Source organism: Streptomyces sp. NPDC050448, from assembly GCF_040655295.1.
Lineage (GTDB): Bacteria > Actinomycetota > Actinomycetes > Streptomycetales > Streptomycetaceae > Streptomyces.
Map to the genome: position 1 here is coordinate 20,594 of NZ_JBFAJR010000001.1, position 17,440 is coordinate 38,033.

The 17,440-nt window shown below is 70.7% G+C and carries 19 protein-coding genes and 1 pseudogene; 7 read left to right on the forward strand and 13 right to left on the reverse strand.

Annotation, left to right across the window (positions count from 1 at the left end):
* Positions 1 to 67 precede the first annotated feature (67 nt).
* On the forward strand, positions 68 to 1,267 hold the full coding sequence (gene serB, locus AB0I68_RS00120) for a phosphoserine phosphatase SerB (RefSeq protein ID WP_363174869.1): 1,200 nt from the start codon (positions 68 to 70) through the stop codon (positions 1,265 to 1,267).
* A gap of 100 nt (positions 1,268 to 1,367) precedes the next feature.
* Here serB and AB0I68_RS00125 read toward each other — a convergent pair whose 3' ends face one another.
* The 7 genes and pseudogenes from AB0I68_RS00125 to fabG all read right to left on the reverse strand — a co-directional run bounded on the left by AB0I68_RS00125 (position 1,368) and on the right by fabG (position 4,877).
* Positions 1,368 to 1,889, reverse strand: coding sequence for a histidine phosphatase family protein (locus AB0I68_RS00125; protein ID WP_363174870.1), 522 nt, complete (start codon positions 1,887 to 1,889; stop codon positions 1,368 to 1,370).
* A 125-nt stretch (positions 1,890 to 2,014) separates the two neighbouring features.
* Positions 2,015 to 2,215 (reverse strand): hypothetical protein, encoded by a 201-nt coding sequence (locus AB0I68_RS00130; RefSeq protein ID WP_363174871.1) that lies wholly within the window; start codon positions 2,213 to 2,215, stop codon positions 2,015 to 2,017.
* A gap of 193 nt (positions 2,216 to 2,408) precedes the next feature.
* The gene (locus tag AB0I68_RS00135; protein ID WP_363174872.1) at positions 2,409 to 2,528 is read right to left on the reverse strand and encodes an SGM_5486 family transporter-associated protein; all 120 of its coding nucleotides are present in this window, start codon (positions 2,526 to 2,528) and stop codon (positions 2,409 to 2,411) included.
* Between the two features lie 5 nt (positions 2,529 to 2,533).
* Positions 2,534 to 2,695: pseudogene (locus AB0I68_RS00140) on the reverse strand (MFS transporter); the annotation flags it as partial.
* 25 nt (positions 2,696 to 2,720) lie between these two features.
* Positions 2,721 to 3,029 (reverse strand): hypothetical protein, encoded by a 309-nt coding sequence (locus AB0I68_RS00145; RefSeq protein ID WP_363175351.1) that lies wholly within the window; start codon positions 3,027 to 3,029, stop codon positions 2,721 to 2,723.
* A gap of 352 nt (positions 3,030 to 3,381) precedes the next feature.
* Entirely contained in the window at positions 3,382 to 4,152 is a 771-nt protein-coding gene (gene fabI, locus AB0I68_RS00150; RefSeq protein WP_030300577.1) for an enoyl-ACP reductase FabI, read from the reverse strand.
* 5 nt (positions 4,153 to 4,157) lie between these two features.
* Positions 4,158 to 4,877, reverse strand: coding sequence for a 3-oxoacyl-[acyl-carrier-protein] reductase (gene fabG / locus AB0I68_RS00155; protein WP_363174873.1), 720 nt, complete (start codon positions 4,875 to 4,877; stop codon positions 4,158 to 4,160).
* 185 nt (positions 4,878 to 5,062) lie between these two features.
* Between fabG and AB0I68_RS00160 the strand changes: the two genes are divergently transcribed.
* Genes AB0I68_RS00160 through tyrS form a run of 3 tightly spaced genes read left to right on the forward strand, consistent with a single transcriptional unit; the run spans position 5,063 to position 9,298 of the window.
* On the forward strand, positions 5,063 to 6,586 hold the full coding sequence (locus AB0I68_RS00160; protein ID WP_363174874.1) for a TldD/PmbA family protein: 1,524 nt from the start codon (positions 5,063 to 5,065) through the stop codon (positions 6,584 to 6,586).
* A complete protein-coding gene (locus tag AB0I68_RS00165) occupies positions 6,583 to 7,971 on the forward strand; it encodes a metallopeptidase TldD-related protein (RefSeq protein WP_363174875.1) in 1,389 nt (462 codons plus the stop codon). Before AB0I68_RS00160 ends, AB0I68_RS00165 begins: the two co-directional genes overlap by 4 nt.
* A gap of 58 nt (positions 7,972 to 8,029) precedes the next feature.
* Positions 8,030 to 9,298 carry a tyrosine--tRNA ligase gene (gene tyrS, locus AB0I68_RS00170; protein ID WP_363174876.1) on the forward strand — a complete coding sequence of 423 codons (1,269 nt, stop codon included), beginning with the start codon at positions 8,030 to 8,032 and terminating at the stop codon, positions 9,296 to 9,298.
* A 107-nt stretch (positions 9,299 to 9,405) separates the two neighbouring features.
* Here the strand turns inward: tyrS and AB0I68_RS00175 are convergent, their stop codons facing one another.
* Positions 9,406 to 9,684, reverse strand: a complete 279-nt coding sequence (locus AB0I68_RS00175; RefSeq protein ID WP_363174878.1) for a GlsB/YeaQ/YmgE family stress response membrane protein — start codon at positions 9,682 to 9,684, stop codon at positions 9,406 to 9,408.
* A gap of 179 nt (positions 9,685 to 9,863) precedes the next feature.
* On the opposite strand from AB0I68_RS00175, the gene AB0I68_RS00180 reads away from it, so the two are divergent.
* Complete coding sequence (locus AB0I68_RS00180) at positions 9,864 to 10,196, forward strand: DUF3099 domain-containing protein (RefSeq protein ID WP_363174879.1); 333 nt, start codon at positions 9,864 to 9,866, stop codon at positions 10,194 to 10,196.
* Positions 10,197 to 10,342: 146 nt separating this feature from the next.
* Positions 10,343 to 10,618 carry a hypothetical protein gene (locus AB0I68_RS00185; protein WP_363174880.1) on the forward strand — a complete coding sequence of 92 codons (276 nt, stop codon included), beginning with the start codon at positions 10,343 to 10,345 and terminating at the stop codon, positions 10,616 to 10,618.
* A gap of 33 nt (positions 10,619 to 10,651) precedes the next feature.
* On the opposite strand, the gene moaA is transcribed toward AB0I68_RS00185, so the two are convergent.
* The 3 genes from moaA to AB0I68_RS00200 form a co-directional block, all read right to left on the reverse strand.
* Positions 10,652 to 11,641: a GTP 3',8-cyclase MoaA gene (gene moaA, locus AB0I68_RS00190; protein ID WP_363174881.1), complete on the reverse strand. Its 990-nt coding sequence runs from the start codon at positions 11,639 to 11,641 to the stop codon at positions 10,652 to 10,654.
* 177 nt (positions 11,642 to 11,818) lie between these two features.
* Positions 11,819 to 13,450 (reverse strand): cation acetate symporter, encoded by a 1,632-nt coding sequence (locus AB0I68_RS00195; RefSeq protein WP_363174882.1) that lies wholly within the window; start codon positions 13,448 to 13,450, stop codon positions 11,819 to 11,821.
* Positions 13,447 to 13,812, reverse strand: coding sequence for a DUF485 domain-containing protein (locus AB0I68_RS00200; protein ID WP_363174883.1), 366 nt, complete (start codon positions 13,810 to 13,812; stop codon positions 13,447 to 13,449). The genes AB0I68_RS00195 and AB0I68_RS00200 overlap by 4 nt, the downstream gene beginning before the upstream one ends.
* Before the next feature lie 261 nt (positions 13,813 to 14,073).
* Here AB0I68_RS00200 and AB0I68_RS00205 point away from each other — a divergent pair, with 261 nt between their 5' ends.
* Complete coding sequence (locus AB0I68_RS00205; protein ID WP_363174884.1) at positions 14,074 to 15,615, forward strand: S8 family serine peptidase; 1,542 nt, start codon at positions 14,074 to 14,076, stop codon at positions 15,613 to 15,615.
* 71 nt (positions 15,616 to 15,686) lie between these two features.
* Here AB0I68_RS00205 and AB0I68_RS00210 read toward each other — a convergent pair whose 3' ends face one another.
* A complete protein-coding gene (locus tag AB0I68_RS00210; protein WP_363174885.1) occupies positions 15,687 to 16,730 on the reverse strand; it encodes a zinc-dependent alcohol dehydrogenase family protein in 1,044 nt (347 codons plus the stop codon).
* Positions 16,731 to 16,758: 28 nt separating this feature from the next.
* Positions 16,759 to 17,427: a lysoplasmalogenase gene (locus AB0I68_RS00215; protein WP_363175352.1), complete on the reverse strand. Its 669-nt coding sequence runs from the start codon at positions 17,425 to 17,427 to the stop codon at positions 16,759 to 16,761.
* Between the last annotated feature and the right edge of the window lie 13 nt (positions 17,428 to 17,440).

Below are 17,440 nucleotides of genomic sequence, written 5' to 3' on the forward strand. Positions count from 1 at the left end.
GAAAATGGTTCCGGCAGGTGGGACGGGGGTCCAAGCACGGAGGGCGGGAAGATACGGTGAGGGCACCATGAGCGCTTCGCAGACCTCCGACGTCCCCACCCTCCTCGTCAAGATCTTCGGCAAGGACCGTCCCGGGATCACCGCCGGGCTGTTCGACACCCTCGCCGCCTACTCCGTCGACGTCGTCGACATCGAGCAGGTCGTCACCCGTGGCCGCATCGTCCTGTGCGCCCTCGTCACCAAGCCCGCCGGCGGCGCCGAGGGCGAGCTGCGGGCCACCGTCCACAGCTGGGCCGAGTCGCTCAAGATGCAGGCCGAGATCCTCTCCGGCACCGGTGACAACCGGCCGCGCGGCAGCGGCCGTTCCCATGTCACCATGCTCGGGCACCCGCTGACCGCCGAGTCCACGGCCGCCATCGCCTCCCGGATCACGGCGACCGGCGGCAACATCGACCGTATCTTCCGGCTCGCCAAGTACCCCGTGACGGCCGTCGAGTTCGCCGTCTCCGGCTGCGAGACCGAGCCGCTGCGCACCGCACTGGCCATCGCCGCCTCGCACATCGGCGTCGACGTGGCCGTGGTCTCGGCCGGCCTGCACCGCCGGGCCCAGCGCCTGGTCGTCATGGACGTGGACTCGACCCTGATCCAGGACGAGGTCATCGAGCTGTTCGCCGCGCACGCCGGCTGCGAGGCCGAGGTCGCCGAGGTGACCGAGCGGGCCATGCGAGGTGAGCTGGACTTCGAGCAGTCGCTGCACGCCCGTGTGAAGCTGCTGGCCGGGCTGGACGCCTCCGTCGTGGACAAGGTCCGCTCCGAGGTGCGGCTCACGCCGGGGGCCCGGACCCTGATCCGCACGCTCAAGCAGCTCGGCTACCAGGTCGGTGTGGTCTCCGGCGGGTTCACCCAGGTGACGGACGATCTGCAGGAGCGGCTGGGGCTGGACTTCGCCTCGGCCAACACCCTCGAGATCGTCGACGGGAAGCTGACCGGCCGGGTCACCGGCGACATCGTGGACCGGGCGGGCAAGGCCCGGCTGCTGCGCCGCTTCGCTGCGGAGGCAGGCGTACCGCTGGCCCAGACGGTGGCCATCGGCGACGGCGCCAACGACCTGGACATGCTGAACGCGGCCGGGCTGGGCGTGGCCTTCAACGCCAAGCCGGTGGTCCGCGAGGCCGCGCACACGGCGGTGAACGTGCCGTTCCTGGACGCGGTGCTGTACCTGCTCGGGATCACCCGTGAAGAGGTCGAGGCCGCCGGCCTGACGTGAGCCGCCCGCGGTGGACGACGGGCCCCGGCGCATCGACCGCGCCGGGGCCCGTCGTCGTGCGTACGCGTAGCCGTGCTCGTACGCGCAGCCCTACCCGTACTCAGTGGTCCTCGGGGGTCCAGTAGTCCAGCAGCGTTCCCACCCCGTGCTCCACGGACTTCCAGGAGCCGGTGAAGGAGACGACGGCGAACGCGGCGGTCGGGAACCCGGTGCGGGTCATACGCGCCAGGGTGTCGCCCTCCGCGCGCCCGGCGAGGGCGTCGGCGAGGGCGTGCACGCCCGGGTTGTGGCCGATGACGAGGAGGTCCTTGACCTCGTCGGACGTCTCGTTCAGCAGGGCGATGAGCTCGCCCAGGGAGGCGTCGTACAGCCGTTCCTCGTACGAGGTCCTCGGCCGGTGCGGCATCTCCTGGACGGCGAGCTTCCAGGTCTCGCGGGTGCGGGCGGCGGTGGAGCAGAGGGCCAGGTCGAAGGTGATGCCGGTCTCGGCCAGCTTCAGACCGGCGGCCGGTGCGTCCTTGCGGCCCCGTTCCGCCAGGGGGCGTTCGTGGTCGGACACCTGAGGCCAGTCGGCCTTGGCGTGCCGGAGGAGGACGATCCTGCGGGGTGTGTCGACGCTCATGGCTCCCAGCTTCGCACGGATCGAGCCATGGGGCGCAGGGTGTTTGAGGGTCCGGGCCGCGGGTGCGGGGCGGCTCCCGGCCCGCACCGGCGCGTGCGCGAGGCGGCCCGTGGCGGCGTGCACGGTCAGGCGACGACGCGCAGGAGCTGTTCGGTGACCTGGAGGAGCGCGGAGGCTTCGCCGGTGGCGGCATGGGCCTCGCCGGAGCCGGCGCGGAGCAGCAGCAGGAGGCCGAAGGCGAGCGCGGGCAGGGCCAGCGCCCACCAGTGCAGCCGGGCGCTCGCGCCGTGGACTCGGGGACCGGGGATGTGCGTGGGGGCCGACATGGCCGCCTCCGTGGGTGTGCGGGGTGGGACTGGCTCGCGCTCTTCGAATCTATGGATCCGAAGGCGCGGCCCCCATCCGGGGCACACCCCACTCGACCCTGAACCTGACCCCCTAAGGGTTGGTGGGGTTAGCCCTACCCACCCGGGGCCCGGAGCGGCCGGAACTGCCGGATCGACCGGGTCCGGATCCGCGTCAGGGGGAGGCGACGGTTGCGATGACGGAGATGATCACGGTCACGACGAGCATCGCGCCGAGCACCATGCCGAGCTTCTTGTGACTGTTCTGGGGGTTCGGTTCGAGTACGGGCGACATGCCGTTCAGTCTCGCATGCCGCATTCGTCCTCGATCGTGCGGTCCCGGCCGGCCAGGATGCCCAGCGCGATCTGCGGGATCAGCAGGCCCGCCATGAGGGTGAGGGGCAGGTCCCAGCCGCCGCTGTGCTGGTAGAGGGCGCCGATGAGGAGCGGTCCGGGATGGAGATGAGTCAGCGGTGGGCGGGCAGGGTCACTGCCGCTGGTGGGTGACCCAGGCCGAGCGGACTTCCTTCCAGCAGCGGCTGGTGAGCTCGACCCGTCCGGCCGGTCCGACGGCCACGGCGGCGCTGTCCGCGTCCACGTCCCACCAGCGGTCGCATTCCACGTGCAGGCGCAGGAGATCGGTCTCCGGATAGCTGTTGTGGCAGGTCGCCCTCACCTGCGAGCCCACGATCACGGTGTCGCAGTCGGCGCCGAACAGCTCACGGGCGGCAGGCTGCTCAGGCCGTACGGGCGGCTCCACAGGGATCTCGTCGAGGTCCACGACGGCGCGGTCCATGACGGCGGGGGCCACTGCCCCGGGCCCCGATACCGGATCGTCCCCCTCGGGCCGGGCGACGGCTCCCGGGATCAGGAATCCCGCCAGGGCCATCGAGGTGAGCAGCAGCAATGCGGCTCGGATCCGCCTCGCGTGCACGCCCGCACCTCCTCCCCGCAGGAGCCGAGAAGATCCCGACTGGGTCAGTTTGCAGGCATCTGTCCCGGTTTTCGACTCGGGAAGATCCGGTCGGAGGGCGAAAATCTGATCGAGTGCACAGCGGGAATCGCTGCCACCACCGCCGCATACGGCGGCGGCCGCGCCTCCCGGAAGGGAGACGCGGCCGCCGCCGTACGGATGTACGAGTGCCCGCTCAGGCACCCATCGCGTGCAGGCCGCCGTCGACGTGGACGATCTCGCCGGTGGTCTTCGGGAACCAGTCCGACAGCAGGGCGACGATGGCCTTGCCCGTCGGCTCCGGGTCGCTCATGTCCCACTCCAGCATCGAGCGGGAGTTCCAGACGTCCGCCAGGTCCGAGAAGCCCGGGATGGACTTCGCGGCCATCGAGCCGAGCGGGCCGGCCGAGACCAGGTTGCAGCGGATGTTCTCCTTGCCCAGGTCACGGGCGAGGTAGCGGCTGGTGGCCTCCAGCGCGGCCTTGGCCGGGCCCATCCAGTCGTACTGCGGCCAGGCGAACTGCGCGTCGAAGGTGAGGCCGACGACGGCCGCGCCCTCCGCCGGGAACAGCGGCTTGCACGCCATGGTCAGCGACTTCAGCGAGAACGCCGAGACGTGCATGGCGGTCGCGACCGACTCGAACGGGGTGTTCAGGAAGTTGCCGCCCAGGGCGTCCTGCGGCGCGAAGCCGATGGAGTGCAGGACACCGTCGAGGCCGCCGAGCTCGTCGCGGACGAGGCCCTCCAGGCGGGCCAGGTGCTCGTCGTTGGTGACGTCGAGCTCGATCACCTTGACCGGCTTGGGCAGCTTCTTGGCGATGCGCTCGGTCAGCGTCGGGCGCGGCCACGCGGTGAGGATGACCTCGGCGCCCTGCTCCTGGGCCAGCCTGGCGGCGTGGAAGGCGATGGACGATTCCATCAGCACACCCGTGATGAGGATGCGCTTGCCGTCGAGAATTCCGCTCATGGTGATCAGTGACCCATGCCCAATCCGCCGTCAACGGGAATGACGGCTCCTGTGATGTACGCGGCGTCGTCGGACGCCAGGAAGCTCACGGCTGCCGCGATCTCCTCGGGCTGCGCGTAGCGGCCCAGGGGCACCTGGCCCACGATGCCCGCACGCTGCTCGTCGGTGAGCACCTTCGTCATGTCGGTGTCCACGAAACCGGGGGCCACGACGTTGAAGGTGATGTTGCGCGAGCCGAGCTCACGGGCGAGCGAGCGGGCGAAGCCGACCAGCGCGGCCTTGGAGGCGGCGTAGTTGGCCTGGCCTGCCGAGCCCAGCAGCCCGACGACCGAGGAGATCAGGACGACGCGGCCCTTCTTGGCACGGAGCATGCCACGGTTCGCGCGCTTGACCACGCGGAAGGTGCCGGTGAGGTTGGTGTCGACGACGGACGCGAAGTCCTCCTCGGACATGCGCATCAGCAGCGTGTCCTTGGTGATGCCGGCGTTGGCCACCAGCACCTCGACCGCGCCGTGCGTGTCCTCGATCTCCTTGTAGGCCTGCTCCACCTGCTCGGAGTCGGTGATGTCGCAGCGGACCGCCAGGACGCCGAGCGCGGTGAGCTCCTGCGGTGGCTCACCCGACCGGTACGTGATCGCGACCTTGTCGCCGGCCTGTGCGAAGGCTCGGGCGATGGCGAGGCCGATGCCCCGGTTTCCTCCGGTGACGAGAACCGAGCGGCTCAACGGATCACCCTTTCGACTAGCGGTCTGAGTACCAAAAACCTATAGGCCAAGTCCCCCCTGCGGAGACTCGATCTCCCACAGGGCCTTGCGACGGGCTCTGTCGAGTCCCTACAGAAAGAGGTAGGCACAAGCGCCCCGAGCGCGACATGATCGAGGCGACCGGCCCCGACCCCGGGAGGACTTCCGTGCCCCATTCCATCGACGCGGCCTTCACCGCGCTGCCCTTGCGGGCGCTCGCCGACGCGGCGCTCGCCCGGGCCCGCGCGCTGGGCTCCGACCACGCCGACTTCCGGCTCGAGCGGATCCGCAGCGCCTCCTGGCGGCTGCGGGACGCCAAGCCCTCCGGCGGTTCCGACACCACCGACCTCGGCTACGCGGTCCGCGTGGTGCACGGGGGCAGCTGGGGGTTCGCCTCCGGTGTGGACCTGACCATGGACGGCGCCGCCAAGGTGGCCTCGCAGGCCGTGGCCATGGCGAAGCTCTCCGCCCAGGTCATCAAGGCCGCCGGTTCGGGCGAGCGGGTCGAGCTCGCCGACGAGCCGGTGCACGCCGACAAGACGTGGATCTCCGCGTACGACGTGAACCCGTTCGAGGTGCCCGACGCGGAGAAGGCGGCCCTGCTCGCCGACTGGAGCTCCCGGCTGCTGGCCGCCGACGGGGTCGCGCACGTCGACGCCTCGCTGCTCGCCGTGCACGAGAACAAGTTCTACGCCGACACCGCGGGCACCATGACCACGCAGCAGCGCGTGCGGATCCACCCGCAGCTCACCGCGGTCGCCGTGGACGCCACCACCGGCGAGTTCGACTCGATGCGCACCATCGCCCCGCCGGCCGGGCGCGGCTGGGAGTACCTGACCGGCACCGGCTGGGACTGGGACGCCGAGCTGGAGCAGATCCCCGGGCTGCTCGCCGAGAAGATGCGGGCGCCGAGCGTCCAGGCCGGGCGCTACGACCTGGTCGTGGACCCGTCCAACCTGTGGCTCACCATCCACGAGTCCATCGGCCACGCCACCGAGCTCGACCGGGCGCTGGGCTACGAGGCGGCGTACGCGGGGACCTCCTTCGCCACCTTCGACCAGCTGGGCAAGCTCAGGTACGGCTCCTCGATCATGAACGTGACCGGTGACCGCACCGCCGAGCACGGGCTCGCCACCGTCGGCTTCGACGACGAGGGCGTCCAGGCGCAGAGCTGGGACCTGGTCAAGGACGGCACGCTGGTCGGCTACCAGCTGGACCGGCGGATCGCGAAGCTCACCGACCTCGGGCGCTCCAACGGCTGCGCCTTCGCCGACTCCCCCGGGCACGTGCCCGTCCAGCGGATGGCGAACGTCTCGCTCCGGCCGGATCCGGGCGGGCTGTCCACCGAGGACCTGATCGGCGGGGTGGAGCGCGGCGTCTACGTCGTCGGCGACCGCTCCTGGTCGATCGACATGCAGCGCTACAACTTCCAGTTCACCGGGCAGCGGTTCTTCCGGATCGAGAACGGCAAGCTGGCCGGGCAGCTGCGCGATGTCGCCTACCAGGCCACGACCACCGACTTCTGGGGCTCGATGGAGAAGGTCGGCGGCCCGCAGACGTACGTGCTGGGCGGCGCCTTCAACTGCGGCAAGGCCCAGCCGGGCCAGGTCGCGGCGGTCTCGCACGGCTGCCCGTCCGCGCTGTTCCGCGACGTGAACATCTTGAACACCACGCAGGAGGCCGGCCGATGAGCCGTACGAAGCCGCACGAGATCGTCGAGCGGGCCCTGGAGCTGTCCACCGCCGACGGCTGTGTCGTCATCGCCGACGAGGAGTCGACGGCCAATCTGCGCTGGGCGGGCAACGCGCTCACCACCAACGGCGTCACCCGCGGCCGGACCCTGACGGTCATCGCCACGGTCGACGGCAAGGAGGGCACGGCCTCGGGGGTCGTCTCGCGCTCCGCCGTGACCGCCGCGGACCTGGAGCCGCTGGTCCGGGCCGCCGAGGCCGCCGCACGGGGCGCCGGCCCGGCGGAGGACGCCCAGCCGCTGGTCACCGGGACCCCGTCCTCGCCGGACTTCACCGACGCCCCGGCCGAGACCTCCTCGGCGGTGTTCGCGGACTTCGCCCCGGCCCTCGGCGAGGCCTTCGCCCGGGCCCGCGCGGGCGGCCGGGAGCTGTACGGCTTCGCGAACCACGAGCTGGTCTCCACGTACGTCGCCACCTCGGCCGGGCTGCGGCTGCGCCACGACCAGCCGAACGGCACCCTGGAGCTCAACGCGAAGTCCCCCGACCGGCAACGCTCGGCCTGGGCCGGCCGCTCCACCCGGGACTTCAAGGACGTGGACCCGACCGTGCTGGACGCGGAGCTGGCCGTACGCCTGGGCTGGGCCGAGCGGAAGATCGACCTGCCCGCCGGCCGGTACGAGACCCTGCTGCCGCCTACCGCGGTGGCCGACCTGATGATCTACCAGATGTGGTCCGCGGCGGCCCGCGACGCGGTGGAGGGCCGGACGGTGTTCTCCAAGCCCGGCGGCGGCACCCGCCTCGGCGAGAAGCTGTCCGGGCTGCCGCTGAGCCTGCGCAGCGACCCGATGGCGCCGGGCCTGGAATCCGCGCCGTTCGTGATCGCGCACAGCTCGGGCGACGACGCCTCGGCCTTCGACAACGGCCTGCCGGTCCCGGCGACCGAGTGGATCCGGGACGGCGAGCTGGCCCGGCTGACCACGACCCGGCACACCGCGGCCATGACCGGGATGCCGATCGCGCCCGGCTTCGGGAACCTCATCCTGGACGGCGGCGGAGACAAGTCGCTGGAGGAGATGGTGGCCGGCACCCAGCGGGGCCTGCTGCTGACCTGCCTCTGGTACATCCGCGAGGTCGACCCGGCGACACTGCTGCTCACGGGCCTGACCCGGGACGGCGTCTACCTGGTGGAGGACGGCCGGGTCGTCGGCGAGGTGAACAACTTCCGGTTCAACGAATCGCCGGTGGACCTGCTGTCGCGGGCCTCGGAGGCGGGCCGGACCGAGAAGACCCTGCCGCGTGAATGGAGCGACTGGTTCACCCGCGCCGCGATGCCCGCGCTGCGGATCCCGGATTTCAACATGAGCTCGGTCAGCAAGGGCGTCTGATCCACCTAGACTGAATCCTTGGCGTGACGCAATCATCATTTGAAGGAGTCGAGAGACCGTGACGGACATCGTCGACGAATTGAAGTGGCGTGGGCTGTTCGCCCAGTCCACCGACGAAGAAGCGTTGCGCAAGGCGTTCGCGGACGGTCCTGTCACCTTCTATTGCGGCTTCGACCCGACGGCCGCCTCGCTGCACGTGGGGCATCTCGTGCAGGTGCTGACCGTACGCCGGCTCCAGCAGGCCGGGCACCGGCCGCTGGCGCTGGTCGGCGGGGCCACCGGGCAGATCGGTGACCCGCGGCCGACCGCCGAGCGGACCCTGAACGACCCGGAGACCATCGCCAACTGGGTGGGCCGGCTGCGCACCCAGATCGAGCCGTACCTGTCCTTCGAGGGCGAGAACGCGGCCGTCATGGTGAACAACCTGGACTGGACGGCGGGGATGTCCGCCATCGAGTTCCTCCGGGACATCGGCAAGCACTTCCGCGTCAACAAGATGCTGACGAAGGACTCGGTCGCCAAGCGGCTGGAGTCCGACCAGGGCATCAGCTACACCGAGTTCAGCTACCAGCTGCTCCAGGGCATGGACTTCCTGGAGTTGTACCGGCGCTACGGCTGCACCCTGCAGCAGGGCGGGTCCGACCAGTGGGGCAACCTGACGGCCGGTCTCGACCTGATCCACCGCCTGGAGCCGCAGGCCCAGGTGCACGCGCTGGCGACCCCGCTGATGGTCAAGGCGGACGGCACCAAGTTCGGCAAGTCCGAGAGCGGGTCCGTCTGGCTGGACCCGGAGATGACCACGCCGTACGCGTTCTACCAGTTCTGGCTGAACGTGGACGACCGGGACATCTCCACCTACATGCGGATCCTGTCCTTCAAGACCCGCGAGGAGCTGGAGGAGCTGGAGGCACAGACCGCCGAGCGGCCGCAGGCGCGCGCCGCCCAGCGGGCGCTGGCGGAGGAGCTGACCACCCTGGTGCACGGCGCCGGCCAGTGCGCCGCCGTGATCGCCGCGTCGAAGGCGCTGTTCGGCCAGGGCGAGCTGGCGGACCTGGACGAGGCCACGCTGGCCGCGGCCCTGTCCGAGCTGCCGCGCGCCGAGGTCGCGGAGCTCGGCCTGGTGGTGGACCTGCTCGCGGAGACCGGGCTGGTGGCGAGCAAGTCGGCCGGCCGCCGGACCGTGAAGGAGGGCGGCGCCTACGTGAACAACGTGAAGGTCACCGCCGAGGACGCGGTCCCCGCCAAGGAGGACCTGCTGCACGGGCGCTGGCTGGTGCTGCGCCGCGGCAAGAAGAATCTGGCGGCGGTCGAGGTCGCGGGCGCCTGACGGCCGATGCCTGTCGTCTGAGGCACGAGGCCTGAGCCCTGAGGCCTGAGCGCGGCGGAGGGGCCGGTGCGGACAGTCGTCCGGCCGGCCCCTCCGTCATGCCGCCCTCAGGTCATCTGCTTCTTGCCGCCCCGGATGGCCATGTAGGCCATGTCGCCGAGGCCCACGATCAGGACGGCTCCGGCAAGCTGCAGCAAGTGCCGGGTCCAGTCGATGCCCCTGGTGTCCTCGACGCCGATCCACCGCGAGACGGCGTTGCCGAGGATGGCGCCGACGATGCCGAAGAGGGTGGTCAGCCAGAGGGGCTGATGCTGTTTGCCCGGCAGGATCGCCCGGGCTATGAGACCCAGCACGAAGCCGACGATGATCGCCCACAACCATTGCATGTCGAGCCTCCTCGTGGCGCGTTGTGCGCATGTGGGCCCAGTTTCGACCCGTCCGGCGTATTGCGCATTTCGGACAGCCCCGTTCGGGGGACACCCCCTCTCCTCGCCGCGGGGCGGGCGGCGTACGGTGGGAGGGGCCGGACCGGGAGTGTCCGGGAGGCGGATCGGGCGGGTGGAGCGTGGAGCGGAAGAAGCGGAACGGAGCCGAGGTCTTCCGGATCACCGGAGCCCGGATGGGCCTCGACGAGGACGTGCGGGGACGGCAGCGCCGGTACGTCATCTCGATGTCGATCAGAACGCTGTCGGTCCTGGCGACGGTGATCCTGTGGAACGTGGAACGTCATGTGGCGATCGTGACGCTCATCGCGGGCGCGCTGCTGCCGTACGTGGCCGTGGTCATCGCCAATGCGGGGCGCGAGTCGACTCCCTCGCTGCCCTCTCACTTCATCCCGTCACCTGTGCGTCCGGCACTGAACACGGGAAACCTCAAGAAAAGCTCAGATCAATCATGAAGTTCCGGTGCACCGCACCGGGTCCTGCGTGACATACTGCCTACGCGCTCCGCATCCCCCGTCGGAGCGACGGACCGACGCCGGGCAGCTCCCCCCGTGGCTGCTCGGCGTCGCCCTTCCGTGACAGGGGTTTGTAGGGTTGAGGCGTGAACTCCCCTGACTCCCCCGACGCCGCTCATTCCGCTCGTTCCGCTCGTTCCGCGGATGCGCCCACCTGCTCGGCCAAGGCCTGCCGCGACGCGGCCGTCTGGGTCCTGGCATGGAACAACCCGAAGCTGCACACGCCGGAGCGCCGCAAGACCTGGCTGGCGTGCGAGGAACACCGCGAACACCTCTCCCGGTTCCTGGGGGTCCGCGGCTTCCTCAAGGACGTCGTGAAGCTCGACGAGTGGGTCCAGCCGGAGGGCTCGGAGCGTCTCTAGCCGGGACGGCGCCCGGGACGGCCGGGCCGGCCGTCAGCCGCCGATCGCGGACATCGGGCGGTCGGGCTGCAGGAAGGACGGGTCGTCGAGACCGGACCCGGCCTTCTTGCCCCACATCGCCACCTTCCACAGGCGGGCGATCTCCTCGTCCGGCGCGCCGGAGCGCAGGGCTCCGCGCAGGTCCGACTCCTCGGTGGCGAACAGGCACGTACGGACCTGGCCGTCCGCGGTGAGCCGGGTGCGGTCGCAGGCGCTGCAGAAGGGCCTGGTCACCGAGGCGATCACGCCGACGGTGGCCGGGCCGCCGTCGACCACCCAGCGCTCGGCCGGGGCGGATCCGCGCTCCTCGGCGCCTTCCTCGGTGAGCGTGAAGCGGGTGCGCAGCGACTCGAGGATGTCTCCGGCGGTGATCATGCCGTCGCGCTTCCAGCCGTGCTGGGCGTCGAGCGGCATCTGCTCGATGAAGCGGAGCTCGTACTCGTTCTCCACGGCCCAGGCGAGCAGGTCGGGGGCCTCGTCGTCGTTCAGGCCCGGCATCAGGACGGCGTTGACCTTGACGGGGGTCAGGCCCGCCTCGCGGGCGGCGGCCATGCCGTCGATGACGTCGTGGTGCCGGTCACGCCGGGTGAGGGTCTTGAAGACCTCGGGCCGCAGGGTGTCCAGCGAAACGTTTACCCGGTCCAGGCCGGCGGCCTTGAGCGCCTGTGCGGTGCGCTTGAGGCCGATGCCGTTGGTGGTCAGGGACATCTGGGGGCGGGGCTCCAGGGCCGCGCACTGCTCCACGATCCCGACCAGGCCGGGGCGGAGCAGCGGCTCGCCTCCGGTGAAGCGGACCTCGGTGATCCCGAGCTGCGTGACGGCGATCCGAATCAGCCGGACGATCTCCTCGTCGCTCAGCAGATCCGATTTCCCGAGCCACTGCAGACCCTCCTCGGGCATGCAGTACGTACAGCGCAGATTGCACCGGTCGGTGAGTGAGACGCGCAGGTCAGTGGCCACGCGGCCGTAGGTGTCGAGAAGCATCTTGGGCCCCCTCCCCTGTCCGGTTCATAGAGGTTCGCGCCACCTTGGAGTAACGCCTGGCGCCGTAATCGAGCCTACGCGACGCCTGTGACGCGTAGGGATGCCCAAATGAACGAGACGCGGCGTGGCCGCGTCGTAGAGAAGTACGACGCGGCCACGCTGCGTGCATGGAGTATTTCAGTGAGCTCCTGTTCCGGTAAGGGAGCGGACCTCAAGTTCCGCGAACTTCCGGGGGTCGGCCTTCTCCTTCGACAGGACGGTTCCCAGCCAGCCCAGCAGGAAGCCGAGCGGGATCGAGACGATGCCCGGGTTCTCCAGGGGGAACCAGTAGAAGTCGGCGTCCTTGAACATCGAGGTGGGCTTTCCGGAGACGACGGGAGAGAAGAGCACCAGGACGACCGCTGAGACGAGGCCGCCGTAGATCGACCACAGTGCGCCCTGGGTGCTGAACCGCTTCCAGAAGAGGCTGTAGAGGATCGTCGGCAGATTGGCGGAGGCGGCGACCGCGAAGGCGAGGGCGACGAGGCCGGCGACGTTGAGGTCGCGGGCCAGGGCTCCGAGGCCGATGGCGACGGCGCCGATCACCACCGTGGACCAGCGGGCCGCCCGGACCTCCTCCTGCTCGGTGGCGTTGCCCTTGCGGATCACGTTCACGTACAGGTCGTGGGCGAAGGAAGAGGAGGAGGCGAGGGTGAGCCCGGCCACCACCGCGAGGATGGTGGCGAATGCGACCGCGGAGATCACGGCGAGCAGGACCGCACCGCCGGTGGAGCCCGAGCCGCCGCCGAGTTCCTGGGCGACCAGCGGTGCGGCGGTGTTGCCGGCCTTGTTCGAGGCGATGATGTCGGTGCGCTTGAGCAGGGCCGCGGCGCCGAATCCGAGGGCGATGGTCATCAGGTAGAAGGCGCCGATGATGCCGATGGCCCAGTTCACGGACTTACGGGCGGCCTTGGCCGTGGGCACCGTGTAGAAGCGGATCAGGATGTGCGGCAGGCCGGCGGTGCCGAGGACGAGGGCGATGCCGAGCGAGATGAAGTCCAGCTTCGTCGTCGCGTCCTTGCCGTACTTGAGACCGGGCTCCAGGAACTTGGCGCCCTGGCCGCTGTTCTCGGCCGCCTTGCCCAGCAGGTCGGAGATGTTGAAGTGGAACTTCAGCAGCACCAGGAAGGTGATGAGCAGGGCGCCCGCGATGAGCAGGACGGCCTTGATCATCTGGACCCAGGTGGTGCCCTTCATGCCGCCGATGGTGACGTAGAGGATCATCAGGACGCCGACCAGCGCGACGACGGCGACCTTGCCGCCGTCGCTGGTGATGCCGAGGAGCAGCGAGACGAGCACGCCGGCGCCGGCCATCTGGGCGAGCAGGTAGAAGATCGAGACCACGATGGTCGAGGTGCCGGCGGCGGTGCGGACGGGCCGCTGGCGCATCCGGAACGCGAGGACGTCGCCCATCGTGTAGCGGCCGGAGTTGCGCAGCGGCTCGGCGACGAGCAGCAGGGCGACCAGCCAGGCCACGAGGAAGCCGATGGAGTAGAGGAAGCCGTCGTAGCCGAAGAGCGCGATGGCGCCGGCGATGCCGAGGAAGGACGCGGCGGACATGTAGTCGCCGGAGATGGCGAGGCCGTTCTGGAAGCCGGTGAACTGGCGGCCGCCCGCGTAGAAGTCGGCGGCGCCCTTGGTCTGGCGGCCGGCCCAGATCGTGATGATCAGGGTGGCGACGACGAACAGCCCGAACAGGGTGATGATCAGCGGCCGGTGCTCGGTGGCCCCGGCGGCGGTGTTCGTCGCGAGGTGCAGGGCGCCGCTCATTCGCCGGCCTCCATCCGCGCCTTGATCGCCGCGGCCTTGGGGTCGAGCTTCGCGGCGGCGTGCCGGGAGTACATCCAGGCGATGAGGAAGGTCGTCGCGAACTGGGCGAGGCCGAACACGAGGGCGACGTTGATGTTGCCGAAGAGCTTGGTCCCCATGAAGCCGCCGGCGTAGTTGGACAGCAGGACGTAGAGCAGGTACCAGGCGATGAAGGCCACGGTGAGCGGGAAGGCGAAGGAGCGGTAGGAACTGCGCAGTTCGGCGAATTCGGCGCTCTGCTGGACCGCTCCGAACTCTTCGGCCGTCGGGCCGGCCGTGGGCGTTCCCGCGCTGCCGTGCGGCGGCGCTGCTTCGGTGGTCACGGGGGGCTCTCCTTGTGACGCGGATGCGGTGGGGACGACGGACAAAACAACCTCCGTGTGGGGGGACGGTGACGCCGATCCCCCCTGTCAACGGCACGGCCGGCGCGGCGGGACGGTTCAACACCCGGTGATTCTTTGGACACTGATTTCTCGAACTGATGGCGGAAAGACGAACGTCGGCACTAGGTTCACGTGTCATGAACCCGTCGTCCTGCGCGCACACGCGCGGACGGCTTCTTTCACGGATGATGTGGAGAACCCATGGCTCATCTGGGACCTGGCCGCCGGCGTATCGCCGTACCGGTCGGCCTGGCGCTCACCGCCTCGCTCGCCTTCCTGCCCTCGGTCGCGGCCTCCGCCGCCCCGCTGGGCAACACGGCGGGTACGGCGGCCGCGACGAAGCCCGACACCACCGGCCCCAAGCTCTCGTACGTCGCGAACCTGAACGCGTACGCCACGGTGACGGCCGCGAAGAAGGCCATCGAGCGGGCCGGCGGAACGGTGGTGACGTCCTATGAGCAGATCGGGGTCGTCGTCGCACACTCCCAGAACCCGGACTTCGCCAAGCAGCTGCGCGCCCAGCGCGGCCTGTTCGTGTCGGTCGGCGCCACCCGGACGGCCCCCCTCAAGACGGTGCAGACCACCGAGGAGGGCACGACGCAGAAGCTGAGCGCGGCGGACGCCGCCAAGGCGGCGGCGACCGCCACGGACGGTCAGGAGCCGCTGGAGCCCAACCAGTGGGACCTGCGGGCGATCAAGGCCGATCAGGCGCACAAGATCAACGATGGCAGCCCGGACGTCACCGTGGGCGTCATCGACACCGGTGTCGACGACACCCACCCGGATCTCGCCGCGAACTTCTCCAAGAGCCAGTCGGCCAACTGTGTCGGCGGCGTCGCGGACACCACCGAGGGCGCCTGGCGCCCGTACGCCGACGGCAGCGACCACGGCACGCACGTGGCCGGCACCATCGCGGCCGCGCGCAACGGCATCGGCATCTCGGGTGTCGCGCCGGGCGTGAAGGTCGCCGCGATCAAGGTGAGCGAGCCGGGTACCAGCCTGTTCTTCACCGAGGCGGTCGTCTGCGGCTTCATGTTCGCCGCCGAGAAGGGGATCGAGGTGACCAACAACAGCTACTACGTCGACCCCTGGCTCTACAACTGCAAGGCGGACGACGACCAGAAGGCGCTGGTGGAGGCCCTCGGCCGGGCGACCAAGTACGCCGAGCGCAAGGGCGTCCTCAGCGTGGCCTCGGCCGGCAACTCGAACCACGACCTGGCGTCGAACGCCATCGTCGACGACACGAGCCCGGACGACGGCACCCCCGTCCCGCGCACGATCGACCCGCACGAGTGCCTGGACCTGCCCACCCAGCTGCCGGGTGTGGTCACGGTGAGCGCGACCGGCGACCAGGGCTTCAAGTCGTACTACTCCAGCTTCGGCCTGGGCGTCGTCGACGTGGCCGCCCCCGGCGGCGACAAGTGGCAGATACCGGCCACCCCGGACGCCAACGGCCGCGTGCTGTCGACCCTGCCGGGCGGCGGCTACGGCTACAAGCAGGGCACCTCGATGGCCGGACCGCACGTCGCGGGCGTGGCGGCGCTGCTCAAGAGCGCGCACCCGACGGCCACGCCGTCGCAGCTCCAGGCCATGCTGAAGGCCCAGGCCACGAAGACGGCCTGCCCGGAGAAGGTCTACGACGGCACGGGCGCGCTGGTCGACGCCACCACCTGCCAGAGCAAGTGGGGCCAGACCGGCTACTACGGCTACGGCGTGGTGGACGCGCTGAAGGCCGTGAAGTAGCCGCTTGAACGGGAGGGGCCGGCCCGGGGGGAATCCCTCCGGGCCGGCCCCTCAGTCCGTTCCCGGGGCCGTCAGGGCTTGATCAGCACCTTCAGCGCGCTGCGGTCGTCCATCGCGCGGTAGCCGTCCGGGACCTCGTCCAGGGACACGGCCCGGTCGAAGACGGGCGCCGGGTCGATCGCGCCGCTCAGCACGTCCTCCAGCAGCTCCGGTACGTACGCGCGCACCGGCGCCACGCCGCCGCGCAGGGTGATGTTGCGGTCGAACATCACGCCGAGGTCGAGGCCGGTGCCGCTGCCGTGCGGGACGCCGACGTAGCCGATGGCCCCGCCGTCGCGGGTGATGTTGACGGCGGTGCGCATGGACTGCTCCGTGCCGACCGCCTCGATGACCGCGTGCGCGCCCTGGCCGCCGGTCAGCTCGCGGACGGCGGCCTCGGCTGCCTCGCCGCGCTCGGCGACGACGTCGGTGGCCCCGAAGAGCTTGGCTATGTCCGTACGGACGGTGTGGCGGCCCAGTGCGATGATCCGCTCGGCGCCGAGGCGCTTGGCGGCCAGGACCCCGCACAGGCCGACCGCGCCGTCACCGACGACGGCCACGGTGGAGCCCTTGCGGACGCCCGCGCCCAGCGCGGCGTGGTGCCCGGTGCCCATGACGTCGGACAGTGCGAGCAGCCCGGTCAGCAGGTGGTCGTCGGAGACGGCGTCCGCGGGCAGCTTCACGAGGGTGCCGTCGGCGTGCGGGACGCGGACGGCCTCGCCCTGGCCGCCGTCGTGGCCGACCGAGCCCCAGAAGCCGCCGTGCACGCAGGAGGTGAAGAGGCCCTCGGAGCAGTAGTCGCAGGTGCCGTCGGACCACATGAAGGGGGCGACGACGAGGTCGCCGGCCTTCAGGCCGGACACGGCCGAGCCGGTCTCCTCGACGACGCCGAGGAACTCGTGGCCGATGCGCTGGCCGGGCCGGCGTTCGGACTCGCCGCGGTAGGCCCACAGGTCGCTGCCGCAGATGCAGGCGCGGAGGACGCGGACGACGGCGTCCTCGGGGCGCTGGATCGCAGCGTCGGGCACCTCCTCCACGCGGATGTCGTGCGGGGCGTGGATGACGGTGGCGCGCATGGTGGTGCAGCCCTCCGGATCAGGTAGTTCAGTCTTGTAGGACTGCCCTACCGTACGCCTGCGTCGGGGTGAGAGCCCCGGCGGCCAGCAGGTACTGGGCGGCGACATAGGTGGCCATGATCCAGAAGTCCGGGCGGGGCAGCTGCGGCCATGCGGCGACCCCGGTGGCGATCAGCGTGTCGGAGAGCAGGAACAGGGCCCCGCCGAGGCCGGCGCGCAGGCCGAGGGCGCTGGAGCGGTAGGCCATGGCGGTGAGCAGCAGGCTGTAGCCGGCCACCGGGATCCGCAGACCGGCCGGCAGGTCGCCCCAGAGCAGGGCGACGGTCCCGAGGAGGGCGACGGCGTACGCGCCCCCGAGCGCGGGATGCGTCCCGCGCCGGCCGAAGAGCACGAGGTAGCAGACGTGTCCGGCGGCGAAGGAGCCCATGCCGACGAGGAAGGCGGGCTCGGCGTCGAAGAGCAGCGCCAGGTCCCCTCCCCACCCGAACAGCAGGGCCGCGATCAGCAGCCGGGGCGCCCTGCGGGTACCCCCGCTTCTGTGAAAGCAGACGTAGGCGACGAGCAGCGGCATCAGCAGCGGCTTGGCGATGACGTGCCCGAGGTGCCAGCCGGCCAGCAGCGAGCCGAGGTCGACGGCGGTGGCGGCGGCGAAGGCGCCGAGCAGGATCCGGCCGGCCGCCCCGTCGGCGGCGGCCACCACGGGGCGCGCC